Below are 11940 nucleotides of genomic sequence, written 5' to 3'. Positions count from 1 at the left end.
GGACGCGCGCAGGGAGGGGCCTGTTCGAACTGCTGCGGTCGCGCCGGGACCGATGACTGCCGGTTGCCCTCGTGGGCTTGACGACTTGCGGAATTGAACATGCCCTGGCTCTCGCGCCGACAATTCATCAGTTCCGCCGCGTGGGCGGGCGCGCTCGCCGTGGGCGCGCGCAACGGAACAGCGGCCGATTATCCGACCCGCCCCATTCGGTTGGTCATTCCATATTCGGCGGGGGGATCGGGTGACCAGATCGGGCGCCCCTGGGTCGATCGGATGGCGGCGCAGCTTGGTCCGGTTTTCGCCGAAAACATCGGGGGAGCGGGCGGGGCGATCGGTGCTGCGTCCGTCGCGCGCGAAAAGCCCGACGGCTATTCGCTTCTACTGGGCAACGGCAGCACGCAGGTCATCATTCCCTTGGCGGAACGGCCTGCCTATTCCGCGGGCGACTTCCGAGCCATCTACCGGCTGGTCTCGAGCGCACTGGTCTTCGCGATACATCCTTCGGTGCCCGCGCAGGATCTGCAAACCCTGATCGCCTACGCCAAGGCCCATCCCGGCAAGCTGTCCTATGGCACGCCCGGCGTTGGCACCGGAAATCACCTCGTCGGCGAAATGTTCAAGCGGCAGGCCGGCGGGCTCGATGTCGTCCATATTCCCTATCGTGGCGTGGCGCCGGCGACGAATGATCTCGTCAGCGGTCAGATCCCAGTGTTGATCGCCGTCATGTCGGTCCAATTGCAGCAACTGAGCCGGGCCGGCACGATTCGACTGCTCGCGGTCACCACCGTCGCGCGGCTCAGCGCGGCCCAGGAGATCCCGACCGCAGTCGAATCCGGCATGCCGGACCTCCGCTATGAGGGATGGTTCGGCTTGTTTGCACCCAGGCTCACCCCAGATTCGATCGTCAACCGGCTCGCGCTGGCGACGCGCGCCGTCATGGCGGACCCGGCTCTGCAGGAGGCCTATCGGTCCCAAGGTCTGGAGCCAGACAGCCAGTCGAGCCCAGACAAGTTCCAACGAATTGTCGAAGCCACGTCTGCAAGTTTGGCCCCCGTGATCGAGTCGATCGGGCTACGCTCTGGTTAGTCAGATGGTGAATTCGACGCGACCGCGGAGCCCCCGACCTGCGCCACACGGGCCATCAGCCCTCGTCACCTCTTGGGCGCACTGTTGAAGCAAGACATGCCGAGCGCCAGCAATGGCAGAACAGAAGCCGAAAACTGAGAGCCTTTTTCGACCAGAACGCCGCAACGAATTCGCAACGAAATGGGTGAAATGAACGTGAACAAAACGGGACTATACGAATCGCGATGGAAGAAAAATCAATAACTTAGGAAATATCCCGTGCGTTCGGGACGCAGGGGTCGCAGGTTCGAATCCTGCCGCTCCGACCATTTTTTCCCAGAGTTTCTCTCCTGCGTACGATCTTCGATGGGGCTGGCCACCGTTTTGGCCACCGAAACATTGAAGCCCTTTTGACCGATCGCAACCGCCGCACCTTGCAGGTAGTCGGGGTGATGGTGGCCATAGGTGTCTTGCAAGATCTCCGGGGACATTCCTAGGAACCCGGCTGCTTCCCAGATTGATACGCCCCGCTGCATCAGCCAGGTCGCGGCGGTATGGCGCAAGGTATGCGGGGTGACTTTGCCGGGCAGGCCAGCCAGCCCGACGGCTCTGCTGAACCCCTTCTTTACCGATGCGACTGGCTTGCCGTTGAACTCGACGAAGCACGTGGCGATCAGCTTGCGATCTTTCCACCGCCGCAGGTGGGCGAGCAGCCGCGGGGGTATGGGCGCTGGAGTCTGGCGCTTCTTGGTTGCACGCTTCCCGATCGGCTTTCGGTAGAATATCCCGTGCTCAAGGTCGACGTAAGAGCGGTCCCGCTCCGTATACGGCGAGGCTGACGCAATAGCCCCAGCCCGAGTGCCAGTGTAAAGGCCGATCAGAATAAATCTGGCCACATGTCTCAGTGGCCGACGGTTCGTGCTGACCGGATCACCTTTCGACGCTCCTGAATGGATCGTCTGCTTCTCTCGATGCCGCCAGCAATGCCAAATAAGCGCCGCAGCTTCCTGTCGCGTAAGCCATCGGTCGCGCGGAACTCCCTTCGGCGGAAGTGATACGCGCACTAAGCCCCGGTGAAAGCCTTCTTTCGCATGATGGTTGATGGCAGCACGAAATGTCTCCAGGTCCCGGCGTGCACCACCGCGGTTGCCACGATGCCTGACATATGCGGCGCAGGTCTGGGCATTGACCGCGGACAGTCTCTTGCCGCCCCAGAATTCATTGAGGCGGTCAATCCTAGCTCCGATCTCGAACTGGTCGCTCGGTTCGCCAATATCGGTCAGATAGATCGACAGTACGTCAGCACAGTCGATATCCTCGATATCCTGCCGGCGGCGTTCGGGTTGATACTTTTCGGCGATGTAATCCGCTAGGGCCTGCTCTGCCTCTCGAGGCGGTTTCGTTTCAGTCGGGCTTGCAACGCATCCCGTGGCGATGTGGCGATCTCCATCTTTGATAATCCAGACCGCCTGGTGAACAAGTTTTCCGTCTCGGTATCGGGCCTTTCTCTTGTAGAGTCTGATCCCTTTGCTTGGACGCGACATAACTCCCTCATGGCCTTGATAGCTTCAAGGGTAGTATAGTCTCTATTCGCGATCCGTTCGAGAGTCAGTCGACCTCTAGCGCCTTCTCTTCGCAGGCCAGAAGCGGTCATAGATCCATCCGGGAAGGCTATTTTGGCGGCAACATCTAGACGTAGCGGCGCAGATGGGTCGATCGTGTCAGCCGTAGGCTGCATGACTCGTTTCGACATTAAGGGCCTCAATCTCGACAGCCGCGGCAGTCGTATGGATTCCAAGCGCAGTTCGTGGGACTTGTCCGGTCACAAGCGACCTACATCTATCATCGCCAGACTTCCCAAATCAGAGACGAACTTGCCAGGTCGAAGCTTGTCGCAGATTTTCGCGCGCAAAGGACGGGCAATTCTGACTAAGAGCCCCGAGAGGGGAAGCAGAACACCTATCCGATGCACGAAGAGGCGCGGCACCAGTCCGATCTCGAAGCAACCCGACTTACCGCAAATTGGTGCGTTCCTGGTGTCGCACCCCATCCGCCGGGCCTCCACTCACCCGCAACCGATTGTACACACGGGAAGCCCGGGGAATTGAACTTGCAACCAGATCGTTATGAGCGGCGGTATATTGGTCGGGTTCGTTGGTCTTGCTATAATTTTGCTTGCTTTCGATCGCTTTCGTTGCGTTTCGGTGTCGTCGTTTCTGGTGCGAAACTGGGACGGTAGGGCGGTCTCGGCTATGGCGCAGAACGTGCGGAACATTCCACTTTGTCTTTTGAAATCTACGTAGTAGACCGTCTCGGAGCACGTAATTTTCGTCTTGTTTTGCCCCCGGGGTTCTCCCGCCCTGAACGTAGAGTAGGGATGCGCAATGTCTCCCTCACTCAACGACGTTCAGAGATCGCCGAGGGCAAATATGGAGTTTCGGAAATGACATCCGTGACTGAGGCCAAGATCGCAGCCAGATGGGGTATGCCTCCGGCGGCATTTCTTGAGCCCTTGCCGAAATCCGGCATCAGCCTCGCTCGTTGGCGGCGAACGGAGGCGGGCAGTCCATTCAGTCAGAAGGCTCCGCGAGCGAACCACTATCTCCTGTCGCTCGTCTTGAAGCCTATGAAGGCCCGATCGTTCGTCGACCGACGTCAGATCTGGGCTGGACCGATCCCCGCAAATTCGGTGCGAATTGTCGATCCGGATTGTGAACGGGAATGGTCCACCGACGACGGCTTCGATTTGCTCCACTGCATGATCCCAAGGACCGCTATCGCGGAAATGATCGATAGTGAGGAGAGGATCCGTTTCGTCGATCCGCTCTACTCGCGCGACGACAGGATTCTTCAGATCGGAAATCAACTGCTGTGGGCCATGCAGCAGGACGGCCGCTTTGGCGTTGAGTTTGCCAACGGGCTCACACATGCCCTGCTGGCCTATCTGCTGCAACAATACACGCGGAATAGCCTGCCGCATTCGGCGTCCGGCTTGCGTCCAGCGCAGCTCAGACGGGTGATGGATCTCATCGCCTCCAGAATCGCGAGCGGCGTATCGCTGCACGAGATGGCCAGGGAAGCCGGAATGAGTCCGTTTCACTTCTCGCGCCAATTCCGTTCGTCGACGGGCCTATCTCCTGCTCGATATGCGCTCGTCAAGAGGATCGAGTGGGCCAAGGAACAGCTGCTGGATCGTCGTGCCGACATCTTGGAAGTTGCGCTCGACTGCGGATTCAAGGATCCCTCGCATTTCAGCCGATCCTTCAAATCCGTCGTTGGCCAGTCTCCACGGGATTATCGTCGCCTCAACTGATCGCGGCCCTCTGCTGCACGTTCAGGGCGCGCTTGACGAGCGCCCCCTGGATGCGGGCGCTAAGCCTCGCTCCACCTACAATGAGATCATCCAGTCCGTCAGGGAATTTTGTCAGCATTTCCGCGCCGTCTCGGGTGACCAGTATCGTGTCCGAGTGACGAACGCCGCCCTCTCGCTTGTCGTAGATGCCGGGCTCGATGCTGATCACCATGTTCTCCTGCAGAGTCTCCTGGCTTCCTTCCGAGATCCACGGGCCCTCGTGGTTACCCAGGCCAAACCCGTGACCGACCCGGTGCAGGCGAGCCTCGTCGCCGGAATACCCCTCGGTTTTCAGGAAATCCGTTACGCGCTTGTCGACTTCCGCGCATGGAATGCCAGGACGCACGAGGGAAATTGCGAGCTCGCGCGCAGCCATCATCGCCTTGAAGGCGCCAACCGACCAGCCTTGCGGTCTTGAGGTGAAGAAAGTCCGCTCGCACTCGGCAGCGTAGCCGTTGCAGCGCGTCAGCGCGAGCGCTACGTGCGGACCCTCGAGGGTTCTGTCCGATAGCGCGGGGATGGAATGGGGCTGAGCGCTTTGGGGAGCTGCCCAGGTCGCCATGAGAACGTTGGAGTCGGCCAGTTCGAAATCGGATGTTTCGCGGATCATCGCGGCGGTCACGTGTCGGGTGCGGGCGATCCCTTCGGCGACTGTTGAACCGAAATAGGCCGCTGCGATGAGCTGCTGCACGGCAGTATCGGCATATCGCGCTGCGCGGCGGATCATTTCGATCTCGGCCGGCGATTTGATCAGCCGTAATTCCTCGACGAGCGGCAGCACCTGTACCTCGTGAGGAAGTGCGGCCCGGATCTCCATGCGGAGGCTCGCTTCGACGCCGATGGCCGAATGCGAGCCGATCAACTCCAGCAATGTCTCGCGCCAACCTCTGCCATGGGGCGCCGGGTAGTCCCAATAGGCCTTCAGGTTCGCCGGCCTGATATTGTGCGCCTTACCGAGGTGATCGAGGTCGAGCATCGGCGTCAGCAGCGTGGGAGAGCCGCTGCTCGGTACGAGAAGGAAGAACGGCCGTTCCAACGGCTCGAAACCTGCGCCGGTCAGGTAGTAGATGCTCTCGCGCGAAGTAACGATGAATACATCTAGGTCGCGAATTCTGTCTTGCAGACGCTTCAGCCGGTGAGCGTATTCCGATTTCGAGATCATTGGAGAGTCCATCCAAAGGGCGGCATTGCCGGCTCGACGGTCGGCATTCATCCGTCGTGGTGCATGGTTGCAAAACCGCTGCGACCGCCGAATTCGTGCGGGGCACCGAACAGGAATTGACGATGACCGTAAAGTGACGCGGTCGAAAATAAATTGGCAGGATCGGGCAACATTCCGCACGAAACGGCCATTCGACCGGCGCGTGCGCCTTCGGCGGAAGCATATTGCAGGGAAGAACGCGACGATCCCTTGGGTGAAAAAAGCAGGAATTGGCCGGTCTCAGCAGGAATCTGCCGGATGCTTTCGCCCCTTCACACCCATTATGCCAACGTCATTTGAAGGCAGGTTCGCGGGTGCGGGCGGGGCCCCGCGTTCGGGCCGCGTCGATTGGGCGATGAGCCGGGACAATCGATCGCGCGACTGGGAGAGTTGGAGAATCATGAAGTTTCTGAGCCGTTCGGTCTGGGACTATCGACGAAAACTGATGCGTGACGTCATGGCCCGAAATCGCCTCGACGCGCTTCTGTTCTCCACCGCCGACTTCTTTCAGTTTGCGACCAATTTCAACGTCGATGTGCAGACATGGGAGCGCCCGATCTTGGTTTGCGTGCCGTTCGATGGCGAGCCGCGCGCGATCATGAACGAACTGTCGACGCACCACGTCCGCATGGCGCGCGAGCGGGAGCAATTCTGGGTCGACGACGTGCAATTCTATTTCGAGCATCCGAAGCTGACGGAGCGCGGCTTCTCGCTGCCTCAGCTTCCCGAGATGATCCACGATCTGTTGAGTCGCTGCGGATTGAGGGCATCTCGCATCGGTATTGATGCGAGCCAGCCTAGTCTTGCCCGCGCCGCCGGAATGTCGCCCGAGGTCAAGCTGATCCCGTGTCTGGAGGACATGCGGGCAATGCGCTGGGTCAAGCATGCCGAGGAGCTCGAGATCATGCGGCAGGCAGCCTCGCTGTCGGACTACATCCAGGATCGCTACCGGGAAAACATAAGGCCCGGCCGCCTGGTCCAGGAGCTGGACTGTCAGATGGCGGTCAGCATGGTCGAGGAGGGGGCGCGGCGCTTTCCCGGTGCAAATCTCGAAGTGCTGAGGTGCTGGACGCTGAGCGGTCCCGCATCGGCGTCTCCGCATGGCGACGGTGCTTCATGCGGAGCGAAGATCGGCAAGAGCGACGTTCTGGTCAACATCGTCATTCCGCGCCTGAACGGCGTCGTGATCGAAAACGAGCGCACCTGGTTTGCAGGCGAGCCTTCGCCGGATCAGCGCAAGTACTACGAGGTCGCTCGCGCGGCCAATGAAGCCGCATCAGCAGCGGCCGTGACGGGTGCGCCGGTGTCATCGATCGATGCAGCCGCGCAGAAGATCATCGAAGAGGCTGGATGCGGCAGCTTCATTCGTCACCGAACGGGCCACGGAATGGGGTTGCTCGGTCACGAGTACCCGCATGATATGGCCTTCAACCATCGGCCCCTTCTGGACAATGAAGTGTATTCGGCGGAGCCCGGCATCTATGTCTATGGTCTCGGGGGCTTCCGCATGGATGACACCGTCGTCGTGGGGCGCCAGCCGGAGATCTTGACCAAGGCGCCAAGAGACATCAAGAGCCAGATCGTCAATTGATGTCCGAGGATGCACTCCGAAGTCTGGCATCGTCACCCTCGACAGGTCGGGGATACCCGAGACTTGGGCGCCTGGTCTTCGCGGCGAGCGTCGCCGGCGCATACCTCTTGGTGTTCGCTCCGGTGGCGATGATCGTGCTGATAAGTTTCTTCGCCCAGGAGATCGTGAGTTTTCCTGCGGATGGCTTGACGCTGGGCTGGTACGAAAACGCGTGGTCCAGGCCGGAGTTTTCGCGTGGGCTTCTGACCAGTCTCCAGATTGCGCTGGCGACGACCGCGGTTGGGGTTCCCATCGGGGTTGCGGCTGCATTGCCGCTCGTGCGTTCGAAGTTTCCGGCAAAGGGTGGCATCAATGCGCTCCTGCTGGCCCCTTTGGCCTTGCCCGGTGTCGTCACCGGTGCGGGAATCTATATGACGTACGTTGCCGTCGAAGATGCCCTCGACACCGATATCAAGGGGACGATGGCCGGTCTGGTGGCTGCCCACACTATGCTCACCATCCCGTGGACGGTGCGGCTGGTCGTCGCCAGCCTTCAAGGTATCGACCAAGCCATCGAGGAAGCTGCGGCAAATCTCGGAGCCGGACCATTCACGGTCTTCCGGCGGATCACGCTGCCGGTGATGAGGCCGGGCATTGTCGCCGCCGCCATGTTCTCGTTCATCCAGAGCTTCGAGAATCTGGATCTTACGCTTCTCCTGGTCGCGCCCGGACGCATCACGTTGCCCGTGGCCATGCTGAATTATTTGGAATTTCGCATGGACCCGACGCTCGCGGCCGTGGCGACGGCTCAGATTGTGCTGGTCGGCGCGCTCATGCTCGCAACCGATCGATTCGTGAAGCTTTCGAGGATTGTTTGATGGCCAGGCTGACAGTCGAGCGGCTCACGAAGCAGTTTGGAGCCTCGGTCGCGGTGAATGATCTCAATCTAGAGATTGCTCAGGGGGAGATGGTGGCGCTGCTCGGGCCATCGGGCTGCGGCAAGACCACCACGTTGCGCATGATCGCGGGTTTCGTGACGCCGACGAGCGGCCGAATGCTGTTGGCGGAAACCGACATCACACGAAGCCCGCCGCATGCGCGTGAAACGGGTCTCGTGTTTCAATCCTATGCGCTGTTTCCGCACATGACCGTTGCCGAGAACGTCGGCTTCGGTCTGGAGATGCGCGGCCTTGGCCGTGCGGAGCGCGCACCGCGCATTGCGGACGCGTTGAACCTCGTCAGGCTGTCACATCTGGCCGACCGTTTCCCGAAACAGATGTCTGGAGGACAGCAGCAACGTGTCGCTCTTGCCCGCGCACTCGCGATCAGCCCGAAGCTGTTCCTGCTGGACGAGCCACTCTCCAACCTCGATGCCAAGCTCCGGGCGGAGGTCCGTACCGAGATCCGCGCGCTTCAGCAGCGGCTCGGCCTGACGACCTTGATCGTCACGCACGACAGAGAGGAAGCGCTGACGATGGCCGATCGGCTGGTCGTGATGGAAGGAGGGCGGGTTCGGCAGGTGGGCTCCGCGCGCGAGCTCTATGAAGAACCTTGCGATGCATTCGTCGCCGAATTCGTCGGACGCTGTAATCTGTTGCCGGCGAGGCGGGAAGACGATGAGCGCGTCAGAACGCGCGGCGGTCTTCTGCTGCCGTCCAGGAAACGACAGGACGAACGTTCCACGGCAGACACGATTGCCATCCGCCCCGAGCGCATCGCGATCGAGCCCGGCCATCGCGCGGCGATCCAGGGGCGGCTCGAGGCTGTGACTTATCTCGGCGCGCAGACGGAGTACCAGGTGCTGCTGGGCGAGGCGGAACGGGTGGTCGTTACCCGTTCAACGCCGGTCCGGGACGACCCGATGCTCTCAGTGCGCCCGCACGATCCGGTCTCGCTGAGCTGGGACATGGATGCTCCTCGGCTGATTCCCGAAACCGCGAAGGATTAGGCAAGATGAGATACTCACGGCGTAACTTTCTATCGCTGGGCTGCGGCACCGGAGCCACCTTTCTCTTCGGCAACCCCCGATCGGTCGCAGCGGCGAATGGACCCATCGTGGTAGGAACATGGGGAGGCGACTACGGCCAGCTGTTGGGTGATCTCCTGGACAAGCCGCTGGCTTCGGTCAAGGGCGTCGAGGTCGTTCAGGACGTCGCCAATGTCGATCCCAGGAAGACCAAGTTGCTGGCCGAGCGAGGCAGCCGCCGTGGCTCGATGGAGATAGCCTGCCTGTCCGATACGGACGCCTACCTGATGTCGCAATCGGAGGTCCTGGAGGAGATCCGGCCCGAGCAACTGTCCAGACTTGACGCCGTGTTTCCGGAGTTGCGCAAGCGATATTCGATTCCGCACATCTACTCGGCGCAGGTCATCCTCTACAATCCGACCAAGGTGACCGTTCCGCCGCAGTCATATGCGGATCTATGGGATCCGAAATGGCGTGGTCGTGTCGGGCTTTCCGATATTCTTTATGGGGCGAACACGCTTGCTGCAGCGCTCGCGGGCGGCGGAAGCGTCAACGATTTCGAGCCGGCCGACAAGAAGCTCCTGGAGCTGCGGTCACTGGACGCGAGGATATATCCGTCCAACGAAGCGCTGGCAGCGGGCCTCAAATCGGAGGAAGTCTGGATCACGATCATGTGGCTGGCGCGTGGCTTCATGTGGAAGAAAGCCGGAATCCCCCTCGCCCATGTGGTGCCGAAGGAAGGAACTCCTTCCGTTGTGTTCGAGGCGGGTATTCCCCGGAACGCCAGGAACAAGGCGGGAGCCTTCGCTTATCTCGATGCGATGCTGGACGCCAAGGCGCAAACGGGCTTCGCCGAAAGGATGGGATATGCCCCGACGGTGCGCGATGCGGTGCTCCCGGAAGATCTTGCCCGGGAGGTGCTTCTCACCGAGGAGGAGCGGACCAGGCTATTGAAGCTCGACTACGCCTACTCGACGGGGCGCTCGCAACGTACCCTCGATTTCTGGAACAAGCAGTTCAAGGCCTGATCATGGCGATCCTGCTCGTTCCCGCATGTCTTCTCATTCTCGGCTTGCTCGTCGGTCCGCTCGTTCTGATGTTCAGGATCTCGTTGAACGAGCTAGGTCCGACGCAGATGATGGTAGAGGCGCTGACCGCCGGCAACTACCTACGCGCAGCGACCGATCCGTACTATCAGCAGATCGTTCTCACGACGCTTGGCATTGCGCTGCTGTGTACGATGGTCACGCTCATCATCGCATTTCCGGCAGCCTATTGGCTGGGACGCATCGAGAGCCGGTGGAAGAGCATCGTTCTGATCGCTACTCTGTTTCCCCTGCTTGTGGGCAACGTGGTCCGGTCCGCGGGCTGGATGGCATTGCTCGATCGCGACGGTCTCATCAACTGGGGACTTGCGCGGCTGGGTCTGATCGCACAGCCTATGCAACTCATATATACGCCGAAAGCGGTCGTATTCGGCATCATTGCGGTGGTGTTGCCGTACATGATCATAACCATTTCGTCGGTGATCGAGAGTATTCCCCTCCAATTGGAAGAAGCGGCCGCCAACCTCGGAGCGTCCCCGGTCGTGGTCTTTCGGCGCATCGTTCTTCCGCTCGCGCTGCCGGGCGTCGCAGCTGGATGCACGCTTGTGTTCGTTCTGTGCATGAACACCTACGCGACTGCGGTTCTCCTGGGCGGTCCCAGGTTCAAGATGATGGCGCCTGCCGTGTACGACCAGTTCATAAGGAGCAACAACTGGCCGATGGGAGCGGCGTTGGCGTTCTTGCTTCTGATCTTCACCATGGCCTTCACCGTGCTCGGGAGCGTTGGTTTCGCTCGGCGCTACGGCAAGCTGTCTCGTGCTCCGCCGGAGCGACTTGCGCCGGCGTGAATGTTTCAATCTGGATTCCGCTCCGCGGTCGTTGGCGCCTCTCGGGAGAGAAGCTTCTATTGTCAATTTTTGATGGAAAGGAGATACGCAATGCTGTCGATCAGCTCACCGGTCTTCGCGCGCCGTGGCCTATTGACAGGAGGACTGGGGACGGTTCTTGCGACGCCGATATGCGGTTCAGCTCGGGCCGCGACGGAGGCGAGCATCGCGCCTGATTCGAAGGTTCGTCTGGCTGCGATAGACGAGGTTGCGCGGGCGGGGACAGAGCCGGGGCAGCCCAATGTCATTCTGGCCAGCCTCAACCTCGCGTTGGCGCAAACGGTTGGACACAAGCTGTTCACCGTTCTGGTGCTCAACGAGGATGTCGGGCAGAACCAGCGCTACTATTCCAACCAGCCAGGGGCCTATCCCGTCGGCGGAAGCAAGCCCATCGATCGATCAAGCGCATTCTACAAGGAGATCGTGCTGACCGGTAAGCCGCGCATCTGCTACGACTACGAAGACATGAAGCGCGCATTCTTCGATCATGAGCTTATCCGGTCGCTCGGCTGCGAAAGTGCCGTCAACTATCCCGTGCGCTGGAACGGAAAGACAATCGGATCGCTCAATTTACTTCACCAGGCCGGATGGTATGACGAGCACAAGGTCGCCGCGATCGGTGCCTTCGCTGCACTGTCGGCTCCGGCCCTCCTCGATATTGTGCGCGGCTGGAAGTGACGAACGCTTGCGTCGGCATTTCTGGCGCGGAAGCCGACTTCGGCGACAGTCCGTCTTCGCTTTCTCTCGCTCCTCGGTCTCCGCATGGCTGCGCCACGCGTAGCCCGAAGGACGAAGCGTGGTGGGCCCGGCAGGACTCGAACCTGCAACCAGACCGTTATGAGCGGCAGGGTAT

The 11940-nt window shown here is 60.6% G+C and carries 10 protein-coding genes; 8 read left to right on the top strand and 2 right to left on the bottom strand.

The window, feature by feature from the left end:
* Nucleotides 1–99: 99 nt before the first annotated feature.
* On the top strand, nucleotides 100–1086 hold the full coding sequence (locus tag ACQR1E_RS22365) for a Bug family tripartite tricarboxylate transporter substrate binding protein (protein WP_315802217.1): 987 nt from the start codon (nucleotides 100–102) through the stop codon (nucleotides 1084–1086).
* A 236-nt stretch (nucleotides 1087–1322) separates the two neighbouring features.
* Here the strand turns inward: ACQR1E_RS22365 and ACQR1E_RS22360 are convergent, their stop codons facing one another.
* Nucleotides 1323–2609, bottom strand: coding sequence for a site-specific integrase (locus ACQR1E_RS22360; protein WP_434897562.1), 1287 nt, complete (start codon nucleotides 2607–2609; stop codon nucleotides 1323–1325).
* A gap of 833 nt (nucleotides 2610–3442) precedes the next feature.
* On the opposite strand from ACQR1E_RS22360, the gene ACQR1E_RS22355 reads away from it, so the two are divergent.
* Entirely contained in the window at nucleotides 3443–4378 is a 936-nt protein-coding gene (locus ACQR1E_RS22355) for an AraC family transcriptional regulator (protein WP_315754057.1), read from the top strand.
* On the opposite strand, the gene ACQR1E_RS22350 is transcribed toward ACQR1E_RS22355, so the two are convergent.
* On the bottom strand, nucleotides 4371–5579 hold the full coding sequence (locus ACQR1E_RS22350; protein WP_315754059.1) for a M24 family metallopeptidase: 1209 nt from the start codon (nucleotides 5577–5579) through the stop codon (nucleotides 4371–4373). The two genes, ACQR1E_RS22355 and ACQR1E_RS22350, sit on opposite strands and share 8 nt — an antisense overlap.
* A gap of 253 nt (nucleotides 5580–5832) precedes the next feature.
* Between ACQR1E_RS22350 and ACQR1E_RS22345 the strand changes: the two genes are divergently transcribed.
* From ACQR1E_RS22345 to ACQR1E_RS22320, 6 genes are all read left to right on the top strand, one after another.
* Nucleotides 5833–7209, top strand: a complete 1377-nt coding sequence (locus ACQR1E_RS22345) for a M24 family metallopeptidase (protein WP_315754061.1) — start codon at nucleotides 5833–5835, stop codon at nucleotides 7207–7209.
* Between the two features lie 128 nt (nucleotides 7210–7337).
* Complete coding sequence (locus ACQR1E_RS22340) at nucleotides 7338–8066, top strand: ABC transporter permease (RefSeq protein WP_315754154.1); 729 nt, start codon at nucleotides 7338–7340, stop codon at nucleotides 8064–8066.
* Nucleotides 8066–9136, top strand: a complete 1071-nt coding sequence (locus tag ACQR1E_RS22335; RefSeq protein WP_315754063.1) for an ABC transporter ATP-binding protein — start codon at nucleotides 8066–8068, stop codon at nucleotides 9134–9136. Before ACQR1E_RS22340 ends, ACQR1E_RS22335 begins: the two co-directional genes overlap by 1 nt.
* Before the next feature lie 5 nt (nucleotides 9137–9141).
* Nucleotides 9142–10182 (top strand): ABC transporter substrate-binding protein, encoded by a 1041-nt coding sequence (locus tag ACQR1E_RS22330; RefSeq protein WP_315754065.1) that lies wholly within the window; start codon nucleotides 9142–9144, stop codon nucleotides 10180–10182.
* Between the two features lie 2 nt (nucleotides 10183–10184).
* Nucleotides 10185–11048 carry an ABC transporter permease gene (locus ACQR1E_RS22325; protein ID WP_315754067.1) on the top strand — a complete coding sequence of 288 codons (864 nt, stop codon included), beginning with the start codon at nucleotides 10185–10187 and terminating at the stop codon, nucleotides 11046–11048.
* A gap of 90 nt (nucleotides 11049–11138) precedes the next feature.
* Nucleotides 11139–11765 (top strand): GAF domain-containing protein, encoded by a 627-nt coding sequence (locus tag ACQR1E_RS22320; RefSeq protein WP_316159595.1) that lies wholly within the window; start codon nucleotides 11139–11141, stop codon nucleotides 11763–11765.
* Nucleotides 11766–11940: the final 175 nt, after the last annotated feature.

The organism is Bradyrhizobium sp. HKCCYLRH1030 (assembly GCF_051168395.1).
Classification (GTDB): Bacteria; Pseudomonadota; Alphaproteobacteria; order Rhizobiales; family Xanthobacteraceae; genus Bradyrhizobium.
Note: the sequence above shows the minus strand (reverse complement) of the source record. Positions and strands in the feature narration are given on the sequence as shown.

Bases quoted from the DNA above. Each gene is read 5' to 3' on its own strand.
- ACQR1E_RS22325 (WP_315754067.1), top strand. From the start codon at position 10,185: ATGGCGATCCTGCTCGTTCCCGCATGTCTTCTCATTCTCGGCTTGCTC.
- ACQR1E_RS22355 (WP_315754057.1), top strand. From the start codon at position 3,443: ATGCGCAATGTCTCCCTCACTCAACGACGTTCAGAGATCGCCGAGGGC.
- ACQR1E_RS22360 (WP_434897562.1), bottom strand. From the start codon at position 2,609: ATGTCGCGTCCAAGCAAAGGGATCAGACTCTACAAGAGAAAGGCCCGA.
- ACQR1E_RS22335 (WP_315754063.1), top strand. From the start codon at position 8,066: ATGGCCAGGCTGACAGTCGAGCGGCTCACGAAGCAGTTTGGAGCCTCG.
- ACQR1E_RS22350 (WP_315754059.1), bottom strand. From the start codon at position 5,579: ATGATCTCGAAATCGGAATACGCTCACCGGCTGAAGCGTCTGCAAGAC.
- ACQR1E_RS22330 (WP_315754065.1), top strand. From the start codon at position 9,142: ATGAGATACTCACGGCGTAACTTTCTATCGCTGGGCTGCGGCACCGGA.
- ACQR1E_RS22365 (WP_315802217.1), top strand. From the start codon at position 100: ATGCCCTGGCTCTCGCGCCGACAATTCATCAGTTCCGCCGCGTGGGCG.
- ACQR1E_RS22340 (WP_315754154.1), top strand. From the start codon at position 7,338: ATGATCGTGCTGATAAGTTTCTTCGCCCAGGAGATCGTGAGTTTTCCT.
- ACQR1E_RS22320 (WP_316159595.1), top strand. From the start codon at position 11,139: ATGCTGTCGATCAGCTCACCGGTCTTCGCGCGCCGTGGCCTATTGACA.